The organism is Neisseria arctica, assembly GCF_022870905.1.
GTDB classification, from domain to species: Bacteria; Pseudomonadota; Gammaproteobacteria; order Burkholderiales; family Neisseriaceae; genus Neisseria; species Neisseria arctica.
Genome location: NZ_CP091510.1, coordinates 1,708,264 through 1,730,412 on the forward strand (window position 1 = coordinate 1,708,264; position 22,149 = coordinate 1,730,412).

18 protein-coding genes and 2 tRNA genes are annotated in these 22,149 nt (G+C 46.4%); 3 read left to right on the forward strand and 17 right to left on the reverse strand.

All coding sequences use genetic code 11. From position 1 onward, the window contains the following. Positions 1 to 104: 104 nt before the first annotated feature. From prfA to LVJ86_RS07940, 11 genes are all read right to left on the reverse strand, one after another. Complete coding sequence (gene prfA / locus LVJ86_RS07890; RefSeq protein WP_047760445.1) at positions 105 to 1,181, reverse strand: peptide chain release factor 1; 1,077 nt, start codon at positions 1,179 to 1,181, stop codon at positions 105 to 107. Between the two features lie 230 nt (positions 1,182 to 1,411). Beyond that, positions 1,412 to 1,488, reverse strand: a tRNA-Pro gene (locus LVJ86_RS07895). Between the two features lie 35 nt (positions 1,489 to 1,523). Beyond that, entirely contained in the window at positions 1,524 to 1,850 is a 327-nt protein-coding gene (locus tag LVJ86_RS07900) for a hypothetical protein (RefSeq protein ID WP_047760352.1), read from the reverse strand. Continuing rightward, positions 1,831 to 2,136, reverse strand: coding sequence for an integration host factor subunit alpha (locus LVJ86_RS07905; RefSeq protein ID WP_047760353.1), 306 nt, complete (start codon positions 2,134 to 2,136; stop codon positions 1,831 to 1,833). Before LVJ86_RS07905 ends, LVJ86_RS07900 begins: the two co-directional genes overlap by 20 nt. A gap of 98 nt (positions 2,137 to 2,234) precedes the next feature. Further along, positions 2,235 to 4,598 (reverse strand): phenylalanine--tRNA ligase subunit beta, encoded by a 2,364-nt coding sequence (gene pheT / locus LVJ86_RS07910; protein WP_047760354.1) that lies wholly within the window; start codon positions 4,596 to 4,598, stop codon positions 2,235 to 2,237. Positions 4,599 to 4,686: 88 nt separating this feature from the next. Further along, on the reverse strand, positions 4,687 to 5,676 hold the full coding sequence (pheS, locus tag LVJ86_RS07915) for a phenylalanine--tRNA ligase subunit alpha (protein WP_047760355.1): 990 nt from the start codon (positions 5,674 to 5,676) through the stop codon (positions 4,687 to 4,689). Positions 5,677 to 5,972: 296 nt separating this feature from the next. Beyond that, on the reverse strand, positions 5,973 to 6,329 hold the full coding sequence (gene rplT, locus LVJ86_RS07920; protein ID WP_047760356.1) for a 50S ribosomal protein L20: 357 nt from the start codon (positions 6,327 to 6,329) through the stop codon (positions 5,973 to 5,975). 11 nt (positions 6,330 to 6,340) lie between these two features. Then, positions 6,341 to 6,538, reverse strand: a complete 198-nt coding sequence (rpmI, locus tag LVJ86_RS07925) for a 50S ribosomal protein L35 (RefSeq protein ID WP_047760357.1) — start codon at positions 6,536 to 6,538, stop codon at positions 6,341 to 6,343. A gap of 138 nt (positions 6,539 to 6,676) precedes the next feature. Further along, complete coding sequence (gene infC, locus LVJ86_RS07930; protein WP_075968072.1) at positions 6,677 to 7,198, reverse strand: translation initiation factor IF-3; 522 nt, start codon at positions 7,196 to 7,198, stop codon at positions 6,677 to 6,679. Positions 7,199 to 7,222: 24 nt separating this feature from the next. Next, positions 7,223 to 9,130, reverse strand: coding sequence for a threonine--tRNA ligase (gene thrS / locus LVJ86_RS07935; protein WP_047760359.1), 1,908 nt, complete (start codon positions 9,128 to 9,130; stop codon positions 7,223 to 7,225). Between the two features lie 111 nt (positions 9,131 to 9,241). Then, a tRNA-Val gene (locus tag LVJ86_RS07940) sits at positions 9,242 to 9,318 on the reverse strand. Between the two features lie 178 nt (positions 9,319 to 9,496). Here LVJ86_RS07940 and tgt point away from each other — a divergent pair. Continuing rightward, a complete protein-coding gene (gene tgt / locus LVJ86_RS07945; RefSeq protein WP_047760360.1) occupies positions 9,497 to 10,609 on the forward strand; it encodes a tRNA guanosine(34) transglycosylase Tgt in 1,113 nt (370 codons plus the stop codon). Positions 10,610 to 11,002: 393 nt separating this feature from the next. Here tgt and LVJ86_RS07950 read toward each other — a convergent pair whose 3' ends face one another. The 6 genes from LVJ86_RS07950 to LVJ86_RS07975 form a co-directional block, all read right to left on the reverse strand. After that, a complete protein-coding gene (locus tag LVJ86_RS07950) occupies positions 11,003 to 11,542 on the reverse strand; it encodes a hypothetical protein (protein WP_047760446.1) in 540 nt (179 codons plus the stop codon). Positions 11,543 to 11,612: 70 nt separating this feature from the next. After that, a complete protein-coding gene (locus LVJ86_RS07955; protein WP_047760361.1) occupies positions 11,613 to 13,538 on the reverse strand; it encodes an ATP-binding cassette domain-containing protein in 1,926 nt (641 codons plus the stop codon). Positions 13,539 to 13,732: 194 nt separating this feature from the next. Next, the gene (locus tag LVJ86_RS07960) at positions 13,733 to 14,509 is read right to left on the reverse strand and encodes a ferredoxin--NADP reductase (RefSeq protein ID WP_047760362.1); all 777 of its coding nucleotides are present in this window, start codon (positions 14,507 to 14,509) and stop codon (positions 13,733 to 13,735) included. A gap of 21 nt (positions 14,510 to 14,530) precedes the next feature. Continuing rightward, positions 14,531 to 16,306: a lipid A export permease/ATP-binding protein MsbA gene (gene msbA, locus LVJ86_RS07965; RefSeq protein ID WP_047760447.1), complete on the reverse strand. Its 1,776-nt coding sequence runs from the start codon at positions 16,304 to 16,306 to the stop codon at positions 14,531 to 14,533. A 121-nt stretch (positions 16,307 to 16,427) separates the two neighbouring features. Next, a complete protein-coding gene (gene thrC / locus LVJ86_RS07970; protein ID WP_047760363.1) occupies positions 16,428 to 17,840 on the reverse strand; it encodes a threonine synthase in 1,413 nt (470 codons plus the stop codon). Positions 17,841 to 17,932: 92 nt separating this feature from the next. Further along, entirely contained in the window at positions 17,933 to 18,292 is a 360-nt protein-coding gene (locus LVJ86_RS07975) for a hypothetical protein (RefSeq protein ID WP_047760364.1), read from the reverse strand. A gap of 438 nt (positions 18,293 to 18,730) precedes the next feature. Between LVJ86_RS07975 and LVJ86_RS07980 the strand changes: the two genes are divergently transcribed. Together LVJ86_RS07980 and betB are read left to right on the forward strand one after the other, a co-directional pair. Then, entirely contained in the window at positions 18,731 to 20,032 is a 1,302-nt protein-coding gene (locus LVJ86_RS07980; RefSeq protein ID WP_047760365.1) for a replication-associated recombination protein A, read from the forward strand. A 560-nt stretch (positions 20,033 to 20,592) separates the two neighbouring features. Next, entirely contained in the window at positions 20,593 to 22,056 is a 1,464-nt protein-coding gene (gene betB / locus LVJ86_RS07985; protein ID WP_047760366.1) for a betaine-aldehyde dehydrogenase, read from the forward strand. The last annotated feature ends 93 nt before the right edge of the window (positions 22,057 to 22,149 follow it).

The window sequence follows — 22,149 nt, forward strand, 5'->3', positions numbered from 1 at the left end:
ATTTGCAGAAAGCTTTCTCAATATTGTTTTCAATACTGCCGCGATAAATTAAATATTTGATGCTAAATATTATTTTAAATAACCATCACACTTTGTTATTCTTTTTAATCCGCCATATTTGCCAACAACTCTGCCTGATGCTCGGCAATTAATGCACCCGTCAGCTCTTCCAAATCACCATCCATGATGAAATCCAGTTTATGCAACGTGAGGTTGATACGATGGTCAGTAACACGCCCTTGCGGGTAGTTATAAGTGCGGATACGCTCGCTGCGGTCACCGCTACCAATCAAGCTCTTACGTTCGGCAGCTTCTTTTGCTTGGGCTTCTCGTTTTTGAACATCATTCAAACGCGCCGCCAATACCTTCATCGCTTGTGCTTTATTGGCGTGTTGCGAACGCCCGTCTTGGCACTCCACCACCATACCCGTAGGCAAGTGGGTAATCCGCACCGCAGAATCGGTTTTATTGATATGTTGGCCGCCGGCACCTGAGGCGCGGAAAGTATCGATACGCAAATCGGCCGGATTCAATTCGATATCCTCCAGCTCATCCGCCTCAGGCATCACCGCCACAGTACAAGCGGAAGTATGGATACGGCCTTGACTTTCGGTGGCGGGAACACGCTGAACACGGTGCCCTCCCGACTCGAATTTCAATTTACTGTACGCACCCAGACCGATAATACGCACAATCACCTCTTTATACCCACCCAAATCGCTTTCATTGGCAGAAATCAGTTCGATCTGCCAACGGTTACGCTCGGCATACCGGCTATACATCCGCAACAAATCTCCTGCAAATAAAGCCGCCTCATCACCGCCCGTACCGGCACGCACCTCGATAAAAATATTTTTATCATCATCTGCATCTTTGGGCAGAAGCAGTTTTTGCAGCTCAATTTCCAATGTATCAATCGTTGCTTTCGCCGCTTCGATTTCTTCTGCGGCAAAGTCTTTCATTTCCGGATCGGTAAGCATTTCCTCCGCATCGGCCAAATCACCTTGTGCTTGACGGTATTTTTGAAATACTTCCACTACGGGCGTAATTTCAGCATGCTCGCGGGTCAGCTTGCGGTAATTATCCATATCCTCGGTTGCCTCGGGCGAACCCAGCAAATGCGTTACCTCTTCCAAGCGCTCGGCTAATTGTTGCAACTTCTCTAAAATAGACGGCTTCATCATATTTTTATTCCGACAATCCAAGAAAGGCCGTCTGAAAAATTCAGACGGCCTGAAATCTTTTTTCAAAATATCAGGCAAAAACTACCTTAATATCCGATATTACCGAAGCTCGGCAAAAAGCCAAACACAACCTATCAGCCGATTATGGATCCACAAACAGCTGTTTTCCCATGTTTGGCAATTAAATAAAAAACCAGCCCGTTTCCGAAGCTGGTTTTTGAATTTTTTGGTCGGAGTGAAAGGATTCGAACCTTCGACCCCTTGCACCCCATGCAAGTGCGCTACCAGACTGCGCCACACTCCGACTCAAAGAAAACAAAGATTATAAAACCGGAAATTTTAATTGGCAAGTGTTTTTTCAATCTCTGCCAACATTCTTTCCAATTCAATACGCATTTCTTCTGCTTTAATGGCCGGATTACCAGAGGTATCCAACGCATTACGGTTGAATTCATCAACAAAAGGCGCAAACGTATCTTTTAACTGGCGCACCTTCACTACATCGCTACGTGTGTAGTGCTTGCCGCCATAACCCACTACCACCCCGTGGTTATGTTGCCAAGCGGCAAACTGGGCAGGGCTGATTTGGGCCAGCTCGCACAATTCATCCAAACTGAAATAACGTTTGGCCGGAATAACCGGCAGATCAGCTGCGTTGTTTGTCATAATAATGCTCCACCATGCCTTTTAATTTTTGGCTTGCGTGGAATGTTACCACACGGCGGGCAGAAATAGGTACTTCTTCACCGGTTTTCGGGTTACGGCCCGGGCGTTGAGGCTTGTCACGCAATTGGAAGTTACCAAAACCTGAAATTTTGATTTCTTCTCCGCGTTCTAAAGTGGTGCGAATCTCTTCAAAAAACAATTCAACAATTTCTTTGGCATCATTTTTGGTAACACTGCTTACTTTTTCCACCAAAATGTCGGCCAATTCTGCTTTTGTTAAAGTCATGTTTTAATTACCTTCTTATATTTTTTGCAAGGGGCTGATTATCACTAATTTCCAGCTTAAATTCAAGTTTATATTGAAATTTCCAACTATTTTTACGTTTATGATCTCAACTGCGCACCCGCACATGCGGCCGCTTGAATCAATTTCTGCATCAGGGGTTCAATGACTTCATCAGTCAATGTAGCCTCCATATCCTGAAGCAAAACTTTTACCGCCATACTTTTCATTCCTTCCGGCAGCCCTGCACCCCGATAAACGTCAAAAACACTGATTTCCTGAATCAAATTACTGCCTACAGTATCGAAAGCAGCAATTAATTCATCATGTTTCATATCTTCGGGCATAACAAAGGCCAGATCACGGCGAACAGCTTGGAATTTTGACACAGGACGGTACGCTACTTTTTCTTGAGCCAAAACGGCAGTCATGTCGATTTCAAACACTAAAGGCGCTTGCGGTAAATCGTACTTTTGCAACCATTGAGGATGAAGCTCACCAATAAAACCTATTGTTTTGCCATCCTGTACGATTTCTGCGGTACGGCCCGGATGAAGTGCCGGATGTTCGGCTTTTACAAAACGGACTTGCTTTCCTGCCAACAGAGTTTCTACATCTGCTTTAATATCGTAAAAATCTGCTGCTCGCGTTTTCTCGCCCCACTGCTCCGGCAAAACCGAACCGTAAATTAAACCGCCGACACGCTCTTTCTGAACAAAACTACCATCCGATGCTTTGGTAAACACACGGGCAATTTCAAATATGCGTACACGATTTTGCTTACGGTTAAGATTATTCTGCAAAATTTCGACCAAACCACCAATCAATGTAGAACGCATAACGGCATACTGAGCTGCCAGAGGATTTTGCAAACGGATAGGATCGTGATTGCCGCCGAAATCTTTTTCCCATTGTTCGTCTACAAATGCGTAACTGACTACTTCCTGATAACCTCTTTCTGCAAGGCGGTTGTAAATAGCAAAACGAGGCTGCTTAGTTTCGGGCAGTGCCAACATTTTCAGACGGCCTGAGGTGTAATCATCAGGAATATTCTCATAGCCATATACACGCCCCACTTCCTCAATCAAATCTGCTTCAATCTCAATATCGAAGCGGAAGCTGGGCGAAGATACTTCAAAGCCTTCCGAAACCGCTATAGGATTCAAACCTAAATTACGTAAAATGGTTTCTACCGCTGATGCTTCAAGCTTGACTCCCAATACCTGTTCGATTCTGGCCATCCGCAAGTTTACACGGCGGGCATTCGGAAGATTACCGACGGCCTCTACCACTTCCCCGGCTGCACCACCGCAAATAGCCAATACCAACTCGGTCGCCCGCTCTATAGCATCAACCTGCAATGCTGTATCAACTCCCCGTTCAAAACGGAAAGAAGAGTCAGAACCAAAACCATACTGGCGCGATTTACCGGCAATTATCTCGGGAGCAAACCAAGCCGCTTCCAAAACGATATTACAGGTTTTATCGGATACAGCACTGGGTTCCCCCCCCATCAGCCCTGCCAAGCTTAAGACACCTTGCTCATCTGCAATTACCAAAGTGTTTTCAGCCAGTGTTATTTCTTTTTCATTTAAACAGGCCAAAGTTTCACCGTTTTTTGCACGGCGTACGATAATACTCCCTGTCAATTTATCGGCATCAAAAACGTGCATAGGTTGGCCAAGCTCCATCATCACGTAATTGCCGATGTCGACTAATGCGGAAATACTGCGAATACCGCTACGGGCCAAGCGCTGCTTCATCCAATCCGGTGTAGGAACCTGTGCATTGACATTTTCAATCACTCGGCTCAAAAACCTACCGCAATCTTCAGGAGTGTCTATTCGAACAGGCTGTTTTCGCGCAGAAGTAACCGTAGCTTTTGCAATCTCGGGATATTTTTTCTCACATTGGGACAGTGCAGCCACTTCGCGCGCCAGCCCTTTAATACTCAAACAATCGGCGCGATTCGGAGTGATTTTCAAAGTGATCACCGCATCGTCCAGATCCAAGTAATCACGTAAATTACAGCCGACAGGCGCATCTTCGGGCAAAATATGTAAACCATCCACAGCGTCATCAGGAAGACCTAATTCATCGGTGGAGCACAACATGCCGTTTGAAACCTGCCCTCGCATTTTGGTAGGCTTGATTTTAAAATTTCCCGGCAATACGGCGCCTGGCAAAGCACAAGGTACTTTAATGCCCGGTTTTACATTCGGTGCACCGCATACAATTTGAATCAGATCACCCGTACCTGCGTCTACTCGGGTAATATTTAAACGATCCGCATCAGGGTGTTTGTCTACCGATTTCACCTCAGCAACCACCACGCCGCTAAATTCAGGAGCAGCCGGATTGACTTCTTCGACTTCTAAACCTGCCATTGTCAACAAATGTGACAATTCATCGGCAGAAAGATTGGGATTGGCTTGGGTTTTCAGCCAGTTGTAAGAAAATTGCATAATATTCTCTTAATTCGGGTTAATTCAGGCCGTCTGAAACCGCCTAAAAAATATTTCTCTAACACTATTTTTTAAATCAGACGCTTATTTAAATAAACTGCCTTAAGAAATTCAAATCATTATCAAAGAATAACCGCAAATCATTCACTCCGTAGCGCAGCATAGCAAAGCGGTCAAGACCGATACCGAAGGCAAAGCCTGTATATTTTTCCGGATCAATGTTAACGTTTTTCAACACATTCGGATGTACCATACCGCACCCCCCAACTTCCAGCCATTTGCCGTTGTCACCCATAATATCAATTTCAGCAGAAGGTTCGGTAAATGGGAAAAACGATGGGCGGAAACGCACTTGTAAATCATCACGTTCGAAAAAACGACGGATAAAGTCGGTAAATACCGCTTTCAAATCAGCCATGGTTACACCCTCTTCCACCCATAACCCTTCAGCCTGATGAAACATCGGCGAATGGGTAGCATCGGAATCTACACGATACACGCGACCGGGAGCGATAATTCGAATAGGCGGATTTTTCTTATCCAGCATATAGCGGATTTGGATAGGTGATGTGTGCGTACGCAATACATCGCCGTTTTCCACATAAAAAGTATCTTGCATAGCACGTGCGGGATGATTTTCAGGAATATTCAAAGCTTGGAAATTATGGAAATCATCTTCAATTTCAGGGCCGTCCGCCACATCAAAACCCATGCCATGAAAAAGTGTCACCACCCTCTGCAAAGTTAGCGTTACAGGATGCATTCCCCCTGAAGGCTGACCGCGGCCAGGTAAAGTTACATCTAAAGCTTCCGCAGCCAATTGGGCTTGTAATTTGGCCTCATTCAGGGCATCGCGCTTTGCATTAAATGCTTCCTGAAAACGGTTTTTACATTCATTGATATGAGCCCCTACTGTTTTACGTTCCTCCGGAGACATTTGCCCCAAAGTTTTCAGCAAACCGGTTAGCTCACCGGTTTTACCCAAATAACGGGCTTTAACCTGCTCCAAAGCACTGAAATCACTTGCAGCATCTATAGCGGCAATACCCTCTGCAACAATACGGTTTACATTTTCCATGATAGTTTTGCTTTAAATTGCCTGTGAAAGAAGGGAGCGGTAAATTCGATTCATTATAAAACAGCCTTCGATATACCAATAAAATAACGAAGGCCGTCTGAAACCGATTCAGACAGCCGCACAGTTGGCTTCCGCTTCATTTTTTTAAAGTAATGTATTTTAACGCAACAACACCTAAAAAAACAGGGATTCAAAGAGAAATGAGAAAAAATCCACAGCACTCACATTTATAATGTCGGTCAACGCAAAAAAGGAAACCGACTTGCAGTTTCCTTTAAATACAAAATAAGTATTATTTAAGCCAAAGCAGCTTTTGCTTTTTCAACCAGCTGTGCAAAAGCAGCTTTATCAAATACTGCCAAATCTGCCAACACTTTACGGTCAATTTCAATTGCAGCTTTTTTCAGGCCGTTCATGAATTTGCTGTAAGACAGACCATTTTCACGAGCACCTGCATTGATACGCACGATCCACAATTGACGGAATTGGCGTTTACGTTGGCGACGGTCACGGTAAGCATATTGTCCTGCTTTCATCACCGCCTGTTTGGCTACACGGTAGACGTTTTTACGACGACCACGATAGCCTTTGGCTAACGCTAATACTTTTTTATGACGGGCACGAGCGGTTACACCGCGTTTTACGCGTGGCATAGTTTAACTCCTTAAGCGTAGGGTAACATTTTAGAAACTGAAGCCATATCACGCTCGTTCACCATAGAGGTGCCGCGTAATTGGCGTTTATTTTTAGTGGTTTTTTTGGTCAAAATATGACGCTTGAACGCATGAGCGCGTTTCACACCACCGTTACCCAGTACTTTAAAGCGTTTTTTCGCGCTCGACTTGGTTTTCATTTTTGGCATGGGAATACTCCATATCATTTATTAGATAAGGTATAAGGGGGTTTGCAAACAAACACTTGAGCCCGAACACCACGGTTTTTTTTGCCGCTTTAACGTAACCCACCCGCACGGCAATCGGGGGAGCCCATAATTATAGTTTTATTTTTTCTTTGGCGCAATCATCATAACCATTTGGCGACCTTCCATCTTAGGAAATTGCTCGACCGTGCCAATTTCAGCCAATTCTTCTTTTATACGCTCCAAAAGCTGAGCGCCCAACTGCTGGTGCGCCATTTCTCTACCACGGAAACGCAAAGTAACTTTTACCTTATCACCGTCGTTTAAGAAACGGACAATATTACGCATCTTGATTTGATAATCACCTTCATCAGTACCAGGACGGAATTTAATTTCCTTCACTTGTACCAACTTTTGCTTTTTCTTGGCCTCATCACGCTTCTTGGCTTGTTCGTACTTATATTTACCAAAATCCATCAGCTTGCAAACAGGAGGTTTGGCGGTAGGGGAAATTTCCACCAAATCCACATCCTGTTCTTCAGCCATAACTAAAGCTTCTTTGACACTTACAACACCAAGCTGTTCGCCTGAGCCACTGATTAAACGCACTTCTTTGGCAGTAATTTCGCCGTTAATACGTGCTTCGCGTTCTTGTGCGATGATAAAACTCCTTCTGTTGGATTAATCTTAAACCAATGCCAAAGCAATTTCCTGCTTAAGGTGGGCAATAAAATCATCCACACCCATTGCGCCTAAATCTTCCGCTTTACGGCGCACGGCAACTTGGTTGTTTTCTTTTTCACTCTCCCCCACCACAATTTGATAGGGGTAACGGTATTGGCTATTATCTCGGATTTTGTAACCGATCTTTTCGTTACGCAAGTCTAATTCAACACGAAAACCTTCTGCGCGCAGCTTTTCTACCACACTACGGCAATAATCGGCCTGCTTCTCGGTAATATTCATTACCACCATCTGCACCGGCGCCAGCCACAGCGGGAAAGAGCCTGCATAGTTCTCAATCAAAATACCGATAAAACGCTCGAGTGAACCACAAATGGCACGATGCAGCATCACCGGGCGTGCACGACCATTATCTTCGGTCACGTATTCGGCATTCAAACGCTCCGGCAACACAAAATCAAGCTGAATCGTGCCGCATTGCCATGAGCGGCCGATTGCATCTTTAATATGATATTCTACTTTAGGTCCATAGAAAGCTCCCTCCCCGGGCAACTCTTCCCACTCGATACCGCAGGCAGTCAGCGCATCACGCAAACCTTGCTCCGCTTTATCCCAAATCTCATCGGAACCAGCACGCTGCTCAGGTCGCAAAGACAACTTGACATCAACCTGTTCAAAGCCAAATTGCTTGTAAATTTTCATTACCAAACGGTTAAATGCCTGTGCTTCCTGAGTAATCTGCGCCTCAGTACAAAAAATATGCGCATCATCCTGCACAAAGCCACGCACACGCATCAAGCCGTGCAAGGCACCCGAAGGCTCGTTTCGATGGCAAGAACCAAACTCTGCCAAACGCATAGGCAGGTCACGATATGAACGCAAACCGTGGTTGAAAATCTGCACATGACCGGGACAGTTCATCGGCTTAACCGCATATTCGCGCTTTTCCGATTGGGTTGTAAACATATTGTCTTTATAGTTTTGCCAGTGGCCAGATTTTTCCCAAAAGGTTTTATCCATAATCTGGGGAGTTTTCACTTCCTGGTAACCGGCTGTATCCAGCTCTTTGCGCATATGCTGTTCGATAGTTTGCCATAATGCCCAACCACGGGGATGCCAAAATACCATACCCGGGGCTTCGTCTTGCAAATGAAATAAATCAAGCTGCTTACCAAGTTTACGGTGATCTCGTTTTTCAGCTTCTTCCAAGCGGGTAAGATAAGCTTTGAGATCTTCTTTATTTGCCCAAGCAGTACCATAAATACGCTGGAGCATTTCATTATTGCTATCGCCGCGCCAATAAGCGCCGGCAACCTTCATCAACTTAAATACTTTCAACTTACCGGTAGAGGGAACATGAGGACCACGGCAGAGATCTGTAAATTCACCCTCTCGGTACAAGGACAATACTTCGCCTTGCGGTATGCTCTCAATGATTTCCGCTTTGTAATCTTCACCAATGCTTTTAAAATAAGCAACAGCATCATCTCTGCTAAGTTCGTATCTCTCAACAGGAATATCTTTTCTTGCCAGCTCGTTCATTTTACTTTCAATTGCCGCCAAATCCTCAGGAGTAAACGGGCGTTTGTAAGCAAAATCGTAGTAAAAACCATCTTCGATGGTCGGGCCGATAGTAACCTGTGCTTCAGGAAAAAGCTCTTTAACGGCATACGCCATCAGATGTGCAGTAGAGTGGCGGATAATATCCAACCCATCTGCATCTTTACCGGTTATAATCGACAAAGCCGCGTCTTCGGAAATCACATATGAAGTATCTACCAACTTACCATTGACCTTACCGGCCAAGGCCGCCTTAGCCAAACCCGTACCGATAGAAGCAGCCACATCGTAAACCGACACCGGTGCTTCGAACTGACGGACCGACCCGTCGGGCAAGGTAATGTTCAACATTAAAATACTCCAATAACCGAAATGCGCAGAACCTGAATCTCAGGCAATAACTATTTTTTCACATCATAAAAAAAGCAACAAAAGCATACTGCTTTTGCTGCATACACAGTATGGTAGGCATGATTGGATTCGAACCAACGACCCCCACCATGTCAAGGTGGTGCTCTAACCAACTGAGCTACATGCCTGTTAAAGCAGCCATAACAGATATACGGCAAAGGCGTTATTTTAGCTGATTCGCGCTTTGCTTGACAAGCAGTCTATTTTGCAATGAGCCGCCATGCGCCGTCTAAAACCGCATAAATACAGCAAATCCGCTATAATTGCGATTATGATAACTTTTCAGAGTATGCTCTGCTGTAATATATGTTGAAATTTACCCTTCACAAAACCGATGGCTATGCGCGCCGCGGCACACTCGAACTCAATCACGGCAAAATTGAAACTCCCGTTTTTATGCCCGTAGGTACTTATGGCTCGGTAAAAGCCATGACACCCCAACATCTGCACGATATAAAAGCACAAATCATTCTAGGTAATACCTACCATCTTTGGCTGCGGCCGGGCTTGGAAGTTATTGAGCAATTCGGCGGTTTGCACGACTTTATCGGCTGGAACAAACCCATCCTTACGGATTCCGGCGGATTTCAGGTTTTCTCGCTTTCGGATATGCGTAAGCTGACCGAAGAAGGCTGCACCTTCAAAAGCCCGATTAACGGCGATAAATTGTTCCTATCGCCCGAGATTTCAATGAAAATCCAAACCGTATTAAATTCCGATATCGTCATGCAGCTAGACGAATGCACTCCGGGAGAAGCTTCTCATTCGCAAGCACAAAAATCGCTGCAAATGAGTCTGCGTTGGGCAGAACGATCCAAAAAGGCTTTTGAAGATTTGAACAATCCCAACGCTCTTTTTGGCATCGTACAAGGGGCAATGTATGAAGACTTGCGCGAAGAGTCGCTGCGCGGCCTAGAAGAATTCGACTTCCCCGGCTTAGCTATCGGTGGTCTTTCCGTGGGCGAACCCAAACCGGAAATGTACCGTATGCTGCGAGCGGTAGGACCGATACTCCCTGCACACAAACCGCATTATCTGATGGGTGTAGGTACACCCGAAGATTTGGTTTACGGCGTAGCTCACGGCGTTGATATGTTTGACTGCGTGATGCCGACACGCAATGCCCGCAACGGTTGGTTGTTTACCCGCTTTGGCGATTTAAAAATCAAAAATGCCAAACATAAACATGATCCCCGGCCTATTGATGAAAGCTGTACCTGCTATGCCTGCCAAAACTTCAGCCGCGCTTATCTGCACCACCTGCACCGTGCGGGAGAGATCTTGGGCGCACAGCTCAATACCATCCACAATCTGCATTATTACCAAGTATTGATGACTGAAATGCGTGAAGCCATCGAACAAGGTAAGTTTGCCGAATTCCAAGCACAATTCCATAAAAATCGGGCACGCGGCAGCTAACTGTATCTATATGTATAGCCATTTCTATCTGCAAGGCCGTCTGAAAATTTTCAGACGGCCTATTATTATAATTTAACGGGCATTCTTATTAGTTCATTACACACCATATAAGCTTCCCAAACGTACCCATAAACTGGATAAGCAGATACTGAATAAAACAACTATTTCAAGCAAGGTTCAAGATAGCGCACCAATATCCTGCCGGACTACTACTGTGGAATATTCTGCATATTCAATAAATATTCTTTGCATATACATATTATCCGTATATTAAGAAACGCCGTCTGAAAATTCAGACGGCGTTTCTTAAATTATTGAGAACCCGTTTACGGTATGTATATAGCTAAATATAGTCTGCACATCCTCAGTCAATATCAGATCTCTCAAAAGAGGTTATATCCTGGATAATTCCCGTTGCAAAGCTTGGATATTTTGCTGGCGGTCTAGCACACTGCCTTGCAAGCGACTGATATGCTGTTGGTCGAGATTGCCTGATTTAGCGGTTCGCGCCGCAGCCAAAGCTTTTTGTTCGTTAGCCAATGCCTGGCGCTCGTTGGCCAACTCTTGCTCCAAAATAGAACGACGCCCGCCTGTGGAGGATACTTTAGGAGCAGCAGGTACAACAGGTGCTGCTTGAGAGGCTATTTGTGTCCGCTTAACCGGCACGGCGGCAGGCTTTGCTTTAGCAGTATTTTGATTGGTATTTTTTTGAGCCTGCTGGCTTTCCGCACTACGTACCGATGGCGTGTCATAACGACTGGTGCTGTAACGGCCTATCGGCGGCAAATCTGCCGAAGAGCAATTACGACCGGCCTTTGATGTATACACTGTCTGGCCGTTTATCACGCAGGTATAAATTTTTGCAGCATGCGCTGTCTGAAGGGCTCCCACCGACAGAGCAGCCAATATACACAAAACGGATACTTTTTTCATACAACCGAATGTTTCATTTATCATTTTGATTTTTTTGGGCATTTCTGCCCACTTTCCCCGACGGCATGTATTATTTAAGATCAGCGAATTCCGCATCAACAGCTTGATGGACACGCTCCAACTCTTCCTGCCACCCCAGCCAGTTTTCTTCCAAACCGTTCAATTTTACTTTGACTTCGGCCAATCGTGCGAGCATTTGCTGTAATTCAGCTTTATTTTCATCCGCATAAGCGGATTCTTGTGCCAAAAATGCTTCACACGTACTTTGTACTTCGGCCAAAACGGCCATTTCTTTTTCGGCTTTTTCTATTTTCTGCTGAAGCGGTTTTGTACGACGCGCCCGCTCCTGCCGTATTTGAGCTTCCAAACGTTTAATGTCTTTTCGACTTTGAGACTGTGCCGATGCTGCCGGTGCCGTAGCGGCATTTTCTTGTGCTAGGCGCCATTGTCTGTAATCGTTCAAATCACCATCAAATTCTTTCAGACGGCCTTCACTAATCAACAAAAATGAATCAGTAGTCGCCTCAAGCAAGCTCCTGTCATGTGATACGACAATCAAAGCCCCCTGAAAACTTTGCAACGCTACGGTAAGCGCATGGCGCATATCCAAATCCAAATGGTTGGTCGGTTCGTCAAGCAGCAATAAATTAGGTTTTTGCCACACCATCAAGGCCAAAGCCAACCGCGCTTTTTCACCACCTGAAAAAGGTTCGATTTTTTGGGTAGCCATATCACCAATAAAGTTGAAGCCACCCAAAAAATTGCGGATTTCCTGCTCACGCACTTGCGGTGAAAGCTGTTGGATATGCCAAATAGGGCTTTGATCTGCCCGCAAGGTGTCAAGTTGGTGCTGGGCAAAATAGCCGATATTGAGTTTGTCTGATTTCAACAGCTGCCCTGCCATTGGCTGCAATTCCCCGGCCAATGCTTTAATGAATGTAGATTTACCACTACCGTTCACACCAAGCAAACCGTAACGTGCCCCGCTCTCAATAGAAAGATTGACACCGCTAACAATACTCTTACCCTCATATCCCAAATCTGCGGCATCCAATTTCAATAAAGGGTTGGGCAGATGGGTTGGCTGTTCGAATTGGAAAGAAAATTCACTATCCAAATGAGCGGGCGCGATACGCTCCAATTTGGCCAAGGCTTTCATACGGCTTTGCGCTTGCGTAGCCTTAGTCGCCTTTGCTTTAAAACGGTCAATAAACGATTGCAAATGTTTGATTTGGGCCTGTTGTTTTTGATAGGCAGACTGTTGCTGAGCCAAACGCTGAGCACGTTCGGTTTGATAAAAATCATAATTCCCGCCGTATAGCGTAAGCTTCTGATTAGATAACTCAACAGTTTGCGTAGTGGTGGCATTTAAAAAATCACGGTCATGCGAAATGATGATTTGCGTGCAAGGTAAGGAAGCAAGGTGATTCTCCAACCATAATACGGTTTCCAAATCCAAGTGGTTGGTCGGCTCATCAAGCAGCAGCAAATCGGCGCGGCACATAAGCGCCTGCGCCAAATTCAAACGCATTCTCCATCCGCCGGAAAACGATTTAACCGGCATATCGTGTTCTTGTTGCGAAAAACCCAAACCGTTTAGTAATTTCGCCGCACGCGCAGGAGCAGTATAGGCATCGATTTCCTCTAATTTAGCGTGGTATTCCGCCTGCTTCATGCCATCGTTATCGGTCTCGGCCTGCATCAAAGCTGCCTGAAAATATTGTAATTCGCCATCTCCTTGCAATACATAATTCAAAGCAGTGATATCCAACGCCGGAGTTTCCTGCGCCACCGCCGCTAACTTCCAATGCTTGGGAATTTGGATATCTCCGCCATCTTGCGTAATTTCACCTTTAATCAGAGAAAACAGACTGGATTTACCCGTACCGTTTTTACCGATTAAGCCTACACGCTGATTTGGGGTAATAGTAAGCGAAGCCTTATCAAGTAAGACCTTTAAACCACGCTGGAGAGTCAAATTACTGATTTCTATCATATTTACCTTACAAGCACCAAATTAAGATATCGCCCGCAAGCGCCATATCTCACGCCTTTCATAACATAAAACCCAAAATCGCTATGAGAAGCTTATATTTTAATGTGTTTACCGGAAATAAAAGCCAACAAGGCGGCTTATGCCGCCTTGTGCTTTACTGCGCTTATCTATCTAGAAGCAGGCAGAATTTGTATTTATTGCTCGACAAACGCGCGCTCAATTACATAATCCCCACGCTGGCCCATTTTCGGAGAAACTTTCAAGCCAAAATGGTTTAGCACCCCACTGGTATCTTTTAACATCTCAGGGCTGCCGCACAACATGGCACGGTCATGCTCGGGATCTAGAGTCGGCAAGCCGATATCCTCAAACATTTTACCGCTCATCATCAAATCAGTGATATGACCGCGATGCGGGTATTCTTCGCGAGATACCACCGGATAGTAAATCAGCTTTTCCTTTACCAAGTCACCCAAATATTCATGTTCGGGTAATTCTTTGGTAAAACGGTCATAATACGCCAAGTCTTTTTTATAACGAACACCGTGAACCATAATGATTTTTTCGAATTGCTCATATACTTCCGGATCTTTGGTAATACTCAAGAACGGTGCCAAACCGGTACCGGTACTCAAAAGATAAAGGTTTCGGCCGGGATTCAAATCGCCGCAAATCAATGTACCGGTCGGTTTTTTGCTGATCAACACCTCATCACCAGGTTTGAGATGTTGTAAACGGCTGGTCAAAGGACCATCCTGAACTTTAATACTGAAAAACTCGAGATGCTCTTCCCAGTTAGCACTGGCAACGCTGTATGCGCGCATCAGAGGCTTGCCATCCACCATCAGGCCCACCATCACAAACTGGCCGTTTTCAAAACGTAATGACTCGTCGCGCGTGCAAGTGAAGGTAAAGTAAGCGTCTGTCCAATGATGAACCGACAAAACCGTCTGAGTATTAAATGCTGCCATGTTGTTTTCCTATTTAAATATTTAAGAGGCCGTCCGAACCGTTTCAGACGGCTTTTCATCAAATTGCAGATTATGCAAGTCGGCATAACGGCCGCCACGGGCTATCAATTCTTGATGCGTGCCCTGCTCTACGATACGGCCCTCATGCATAACTACGATAGTGTCCGCTTTCTCAATAGTCGACAAGCGGTGGGCGATCACGATGGTTGTGCGGTTTTGCATTAATTTTTCCAATGCCGCCTGAACCAAACGTTCGGATTCGTTATCCAATGCGCTGGTGGCTTCATCCAAAATCAAAATCGGAGCATTTTTCAACAACGCTCTGGCAATCGCAATACGCTGACGTTGGCCGCCGGAAAGCTTCAAGCCGTTTTCACCCACCTCGGTATTTAATCCTTGGGGCATTGCCTGAATAAACGACCATGCGTTAGCAGCCTTTGCTGCTTGGATGATTTCTGCTTCGGTAGCCTTTCCCAACTGGCCGTAAGCAATGTTACCGGCTACGGTATCATTAAATAACACCACATCCTGACTCACTAATGCCATTTGACTACGCAAACTTTCCAGTGTGTATTCACGGATATCCGTTCCGCCGATACGTACTTCGCCGCCACTAGGGTTGAAAAAGCGAGGTATCAGATTTGCCAAAGTCGTTTTGCCACATCCCGAAGCGCCAACCAATGCCACCACTTTACCCTGCGGTACAGTCAAATTGATACCGTTTAAGCTGTTTTTCTCTGCCTCCAGATAGCGGTGTACGATATCGATAAATTCGATCGTACCCGGATTAACCAGCTGCTGGGTACCGCCGTCCGTTTCTTCAGGCTCATCCAAAAAGCCGAATACACTTTCCGCCGCTGCCAAGCCGCGTTGGAGCGACTGCATCACACTGGTCATACGCTTGATGGGGTCAAACATCATAATCATGCTCGACAAAAACGACATAAAGTCGCCCGCGCTAAAGCCGTCACTATGTGCTTCCCGGGCCGCCATATACATAATCGCCGCCAAAGCGACGGAAGCCATAATTTGGGTAACACTTGTACCGATAGAACTGGCAGCTGCCTGCTTGACATTATTACTGCGAACCCCGCCCGCGGCATTTTCAAAGCGGCCTGTCTCCCGCTTTTGGCCGCCATAAACCTTGATAACACGGGCCCCGTCTATACTCTCGTTCAAAACCTGCGTCATCTGGCCTAACTGCTGTTGGTTGCTGTGCGAAAGGCTGCGCAGACGCTTGCTGACCATACGCACACATACAGCCACAATCGGCAACACTGCAAAAGTAATCAGCGTCAACCGCCAGTTGAGATACATCAGCAGGCCAAGCAAACCGATAACGCTGACACCGTCTTTCGCTAACACGGTAATCACGTTGAAGCCGGCGTCTGCAATTTGGTTTGCATCATTCAACACGCGCGACATCACCCGCCCGCTGGCATGATTACTGAAATACGAAGAGGGCAAGCGCATCATCTTGCCGAACATCTGCTCCCGCATTTGCTGAACCAAATGACTGGAAAGATAACTGGTGCAGTATTCGTTGATAAAATTGAAGATGCCGCGCACGATAAAAAGTGCTACGATGGCCAAGGGCAGCCAACTCATCTTCTGCATATTTTTATCGACAAAGCCTTCATTAATCAAAGGCTTGAGAAGATACCCAAACAAAGGCATGGTTGCCGCCACTATTAACATGGCGAAAACGGCAACGGTGAAAACTTTCCAATACCCTTTCAGGTAAACTGCCAGCCGCTTATAAAGCTGCCAAGCCGACTGGTCGGTGCTTTGATGCATATCGATTCGCAATTTTAGAGCAAACATCCGATTTTAAACAAAAACGCTTCTCAAATCAATGTTCGCTGTTTTTAAAACAAACCAATGCCATCTGAAAAATTTCAGACGGCATTGCTCCTGATTATTTATGCAATGTTTCCCGAATAATACTTTTCACTACTTCGGCATTATTAGGCACGGTTTGTACGCGTTGAGGCAGTGCTTCCAATCCTGCCAAGCCTGACGGACGCGCAACAGCCACTTCACCTACCGCCTCGCGGATAGCCTCTTCAAACTTGGCTGCCAAGGCAGTTTCCAAGCATACGATTGTTTCACCAGCCTCACGCACTTCGCGGGCGACTTTCACACCATCGGCCGTATGCGGATCAAGCAGCTCGCCGTCGGCACGGTAAACTTCGGCAATGGTAGCCAAACGGTCTTGGTGTAAGCTTTTACCCGACACGAAACCGTATTGGTTGCGGATTTTACCCAACTGCAAGCTCAAATCGAAACCTTTACCAATACCGACTTCTGCCCACAGGGCTTCGATTTGTACCGCATCGCGCTCCATCAGGTCGAATATGAAACGCTCAAAGTTTGAGGCTTTGGAAATATCCATAGAAGGGCTGGATGTTACATAGGTATCGGCTGTGCTGCGCGGGCGATATTCGCCGGTTTTGAAAAACTCATCCAGCACATCATTTTCATTAGTCGCCACAATCAGGCGGTGAATAGGCAGACCCATTTGACGGGCAATATGGCCGGCGCACACATTACCGAAATTACCGCTGGGCACACAGAAGCTGACTTTTTGACTGTTGTCTGTAGTAACATTGAAATAACCGGCAAAATAATACACCACCTGAGCTACAATCCGCCCCCAGTTAATGGAGTTTACCGTGCCGATTTGATATTTTTCTTTAAAAGAAGCATCGCTTTGTACGGCTTTTACAATATCCTGACAATCGTCAAACATACCTAAAACAGCGATATTATGGATATTCTCATCTTGCAGGCTATACATCTGCGCGCGCTGGAAAGCACTCATTTTACCTTCCGGCGACAGCATAAATACATGGATACCCTTCTTACCGCGCAAAGCATATTCGGCTGCCGAACCGGTATCTCCGCTGGTTGCTCCCAAAATATTTAATGTTTTACCCTCTTTGGCCAATACATATTCGAACGCATTGCCCAAAAACTGCATCGCCATATCTTTAAATGCCAAAGTAGGCCCGTTTGATAAGGCTTGGATTTTAATACCGTCACTCAAAGTACGAACCGGAGTAATCTCACGACTACCAAAAACCTCTTCGGTATAAGTGCGGTTGATGATATCGCGCAAATCATCAGCAGGAATGTCGGTAATAAACAGACTCATCACCTCAAAGGCCAGCTCCTGATAGCTCAAGCCACGCCAAGCCTCAAGCGTTTGCTCGCTCACATGAGGATAATGCTCAGGCAGCATCAAACCGCCATCGGGAGCCAAGCCCATCAATAAAACCTCACTGAATGCCTTATGTGCCGTTGCGCCACGGGTGCTGATATATTTCATAAACCTGTTTTCCGTTTTCTGAAAATTACGGGATAAAACCAAACATTCAGACGGCCTGCATTACAAAAGCGGCCGTCTCAAACCTTGTTGTCTTACTTATAAAGCCGCTTTACACATGCGGTGACTGTTTTTGCCGTTACACTGGCAACTGCCTGAGTACGGGTAGCGGGGCTAACAACCTGCATTAATTCCGCCGCACTCATTTGATTCGGCGCCTCTTCGCTGGCGCAACCGCAAATTTTATCTTCCCACGCCTGCTGCTGTTGCGCGCTTACTGCCAACATAGCCAAACGCCATTCGTTGCGGTTATTGAGCTCGGTGCGGCATTGGTTGTCGATAGCCGCTTTTACCAGTGAATTGCCGACACCCATACCGGTATCGAAACCACCGTTGCCGCTTGCACAGGCACCCAAAGCCAAAACCGCAGCAATAGCTGCTAAAAATTTCTTCATGATTCTCTCACTTTACTATTTACGCCATGCCAACCGGCAAAACCCGTTGATACGCTCACGGAGCATACCGAGAGGTATAACGTGAACACAACGGCAACACCGCTATTATCACCGATGCTCCCCCCGCCTACAACCCACTCTGGCAGATAAACCTGCTGATGTGCCTGAAACAACCTACACAATCTACGCTGGGGATTATGCAATAATAATGCAAAAAAGCGGCCCGTTCCGATTAAGGCTGCCTTAAAACTACCGAAACCAACATAATTCCGGTCATTATCATTTTAGAAATACGCTTCAAAGCAAGGCTATAAGTTATGCCGGCCATATCAAAATTATGCAAACGGCCGTCTGAAAAAGATTGTTTCCTTTCAAAACTCTGTAGGGCTTGCGCTATAATTCATTAATTTTGTATCTCTTCCGCCCACGGAAACAGTTATGTCCGACCTTTTTTCCCGCAGTCCTGAAGCTCCTCTGGCCGAACGTCTCCGCCCCCAAACATTGGACGACGTCATCGGTCAACAACATCTTATAGGAATGGGTAAACCCCTGCGTGTGGCCGTAGAAGGAGGCAAGCCTCACTCTATGCTGCTATGGGGGCCTCCCGGTGTCGGCAAAACCACACTGGCCCGTATTCTCGCACAAAGCTTCAATGCCAAATTTTTACCTGTTTCCGCCGTTTTCTCAGGTGTAAAAGACATTCGTGAAGCCGTTGAAAAAGCCGAACTCGCCTTACAGCAGGGGCAGTCTACTATTTTATTTGTTGATGAAGTGCACCGTTTCAACAAAGCCCAACAAGATGCTTTTCTTCCCTATGTGGAAAGTGGTCTGCTTACGTTTATCGGAGCCACTACCGAAAATCCTTCGTTTGAAGTCAACCCGGCCCTCCTTAGTCGTGCGCAAGTCTATACCCTTCAGCCTCTTTCGCCTGAAGACTTAAACCAGCTATGTAAAAAAGTATTGATATTGCCGGAATACCTGGGAATGAGGCTGACAACCGAAGCACAAAACTTGCTTGTCCACACTGCCGACGGTGACGCCCGCCGCCTGCTCAACCTGCTCGAACAATTGCTTCGTGCCGCCAAAACACAAAACCTTACCGAGCTTTCCACCGATTTTTTGGCAAACAGCCTCGGTACGCAAATCCGCCGATTCGATAAAGGCGGCGAAAGCTTTTACAACCAAATTTCCGCCCTACACAAATCCGTGCGCGGTTCCCACCCCAATGCTTCCCTGTACTGGTTTTGCCGTATGCTAGACGGCGGAGCGGATCCGCGTTATCTGGCGCGGCGCATCATACGCATGGCTTGGGAAGACATCGGCCTGGCCGATCCACGCGCAATGCAGATCGCCAACGATGCCGCCTCAACATTTGAACGCTTAGGCTCGCCAGAGGGCGAACTCGCACTGGCACAAGCCGTGCTGTATCTGGCCGCCGCTCCAAAATCCAATGCCGGTTATAAAGCCTATAACCAAATGCGCGATTTTGTGAAAAAAAATTCCAGCGACGAAGTGCCCGTCCACTTGCGCAATGCGCCCACCAAACTTATGAAAGAATTGGGCTACGGCCGCGAGTACCGCTATGCACACGACGAACCCAACGCCTATGCCGCCGGAGAAACCTATATGCCCGAGGGGTTGGATGAGCCCGACTTCTATCAGCCCGTACCACGCGGACTGGAAATCAAAATAGGCGAAAAACTGGCCTGGCTCAAATCTTTGGATGACGATGCCGTCTGAAATCTGCCTGAGAGTCCAATGATTTTACAATCAATATTATGTATATCAGCTTGCAAACTTCAGGCATCTTCATATCATAATTCTCAAAATATGATTTTACTTCAAATGCCGTCTGAAATTTTTCAGACGGCATTGCCTTAACCCTTCTCCAATTTCTAGAAAATATTTTTCATTAATTCAAAAAAGCGGTAACAGCCGATTCTTTTTACCTCACTCACAAACCGCCTCCCCATACCTTGCAAATTCAAAATAAACATTTGATTTCAAAAACCTTTGTTTACAATCATTCCAGCAAAATCGAGCCATCCTATTCAAAACAAACGCCTTTTTATGCCATAGGAATGTGACACACCCTATTAACTTGTGTTAAGGTAATTTAAACCATTCATTTGCATTGCTATTTTTTAGCAGGTTCAAATACACAAAATTCAAGAGACTTTTACAAAAATAGTCGATAAGAATGGCCACTTCAAACTATTGCGACACTCAACAGCCAGTGCAGCATAACTGTTTTTGTAAAGGTCCCCATCTGAAAACACCGGACAAAGGGAGCAGAAGCCATGACCTTACATACCGCCTACATCAACGGCAGCTATACCGCCGCCAATCCGCAAGCAGAAACCTTTGCCAGCATCAACCCCGCCAACGGCGAAACCTTGGCACTCATACAACAAAGCACACCTGAAGAAATCAACCAAGCCGTCGAAACCGCACACCAAGGACAAAAAATTTGGGCGGCTTATACGCCCGTGGAGCGCAGCCGTATTTTATTAAAAGCCGTCGAAATCCTACGTCAACGCAATGATGAGCTTGCGCGGATAGAAACACTTGATACCGGCAAGCCCCTCTCTGAGACCTTATACGTCGATATCGTTACCGGTGCCGATGTTATCGAATACTACGCTGGATTGGCACAAGCCCTAGAAGGCCGCCAAATACCTTTGCGCGAAACTGCTTTTGCATATACCCGTCAAGAGCCTCTAGGCGTGGTTGCGGGTATCGGTGCCTGGAACTATCCGACCCAAATCGCCATGTGGAAAGCCGCCCCGGCGCTTGCGGCGGGAAATGCCATGGTATTCAAACCCAGCGAAATTACGCCTTTGGGGGCGCTGAAACTGGCAGAAATATTCACCGAAGCCGGCCTACCTAACGGCGTATTCAATGTCGTACAGGGTGACTACCGTGTCGGCACCGCCTTAAGCGAACACCCCGGTATTGCCAAAGTATCCTTTACCGGTGGCGTGGCAACGGGTAAAAAAGTGATGGCGCAAGCCGCATCTTCTACATTAAAAGAAGTCACCATGGAATTGGGCGGCAAATCCCCTTTAATTATCTGTGAAGATGCCGACATCGATTTGGCTGCCGATATCGCCGTAATGGCCAACTTTTACAGCTCGGGCCAAGTATGTACCAACGGCACGCGCGTTTTCATCCCACAATCGCGCCAAGCCGAATTCGAAGCTGCCGTATTATCCCGCGCAGCACGTATCCGTGTCGGCGATCCGCTTGATCCCGATACCAATTTCGGCCCTCTGGCCAGCTTCGCACACATGGAAAAAGTATTGTCCTATATCGAACAAGGCAAGGCCGAGGGAGCTGTTTTATTAACAGGCGGAGGCCGTCTGAAAACAAACGGTTTGGAAAACGGCGCTTATGTCGCACCGACCGTATTCGGCAACTGCACTGACGATATGACCATCTGCCGCGAAGAAATTTTCGGCCCTGTGATGAGCATTCTGACCTACACCACCGAAGAGGAAGCGATTAGCCGCGCCAACGACACCGGATACGGCTTGGCCGCCGGGGTGGTAACCCCCAATCTCCAACGCGCCCACCGTATCATCGGCCAAATTCAGGCAGGTATCTGCTGGATTAACGCTTGGGGCGAATCACCCGCACAAATGCCTGTGGGTGGCTACAAACAATCCGGCATCGGCCGTGAAAACGGTATCCAAACTTTGATGCACTACACGCAAACCAAATCTGTATTGGTGGATTTGGGCAATTATCAGTCGGTGTTTTAAAGCCGTCTGAAATATCGCCGGGCATCCTGCCTTTCCATTATCTTTTCAGACGGCCTGTATAAATAGTTTTATATGCCCTTATAGACTGAAAGG

Excerpts from the sequence above, each read along its gene's own strand:
- prfA (WP_047760445.1), bottom strand. The coding sequence starts at position 1,181 with ATGAAGCCGTCTATTTTAGAGAAGTTGCAACAATTAGCCGAGCGCTTG.
- LVJ86_RS07900 (WP_047760352.1), bottom strand. The coding sequence starts at position 1,850 with ATGACAAACAACGCAGCTGATCTGCCGGTTATTCCGGCCAAACGTTAT.
- LVJ86_RS07905 (WP_047760353.1), bottom strand. The coding sequence starts at position 2,136 with ATGACTTTAACAAAAGCAGAATTGGCCGACATTTTGGTGGAAAAAGTA.
- pheT (WP_047760354.1), bottom strand. The coding sequence starts at position 4,598 with ATGCAATTTTCTTACAACTGGCTGAAAACCCAAGCCAATCCCAATCTT.
- pheS (WP_047760355.1), bottom strand. The coding sequence starts at position 5,676 with ATGGAAAATGTAAACCGTATTGTTGCAGAGGGTATTGCCGCTATAGAT.
- rplT (WP_047760356.1), bottom strand. The coding sequence starts at position 6,329 with ATGCCACGCGTAAAACGCGGTGTAACCGCTCGTGCCCGTCATAAAAAA.
- rpmI (WP_047760357.1), bottom strand. The coding sequence starts at position 6,538 with ATGCCAAAAATGAAAACCAAGTCGAGCGCGAAAAAACGCTTTAAAGTA.
- thrS (WP_047760359.1), bottom strand. The coding sequence starts at position 9,130 with ATGTTGAACATTACCTTGCCCGACGGGTCGGTCCGTCAGTTCGAAGCA.
- tgt (WP_047760360.1), top strand. The coding sequence starts at position 9,497 with ATGTTGAAATTTACCCTTCACAAAACCGATGGCTATGCGCGCCGCGGC.
- LVJ86_RS07950 (WP_047760446.1), bottom strand. The coding sequence starts at position 11,542 with ATGAAAAAAGTATCCGTTTTGTGTATATTGGCTGCTCTGTCGGTGGGA.
- LVJ86_RS07955 (WP_047760361.1), bottom strand. The coding sequence starts at position 13,538 with ATGATAGAAATCAGTAATTTGACTCTCCAGCGTGGTTTAAAGGTCTTA.
- LVJ86_RS07960 (WP_047760362.1), bottom strand. The coding sequence starts at position 14,509 with ATGGCAGCATTTAATACTCAGACGGTTTTGTCGGTTCATCATTGGACA.
- msbA (WP_047760447.1), bottom strand. The coding sequence starts at position 16,306 with ATGCATCAAAGCACCGACCAGTCGGCTTGGCAGCTTTATAAGCGGCTG.
- thrC (WP_047760363.1), bottom strand. The coding sequence starts at position 17,840 with ATGAAATATATCAGCACCCGTGGCGCAACGGCACATAAGGCATTCAGT.
- LVJ86_RS07975 (WP_047760364.1), bottom strand. The coding sequence starts at position 18,292 with ATGAAGAAATTTTTAGCAGCTATTGCTGCGGTTTTGGCTTTGGGTGCC.
- LVJ86_RS07980 (WP_047760365.1), top strand. The coding sequence starts at position 18,731 with ATGTCCGACCTTTTTTCCCGCAGTCCTGAAGCTCCTCTGGCCGAACGT.
- betB (WP_047760366.1), top strand. The coding sequence starts at position 20,593 with ATGACCTTACATACCGCCTACATCAACGGCAGCTATACCGCCGCCAAT.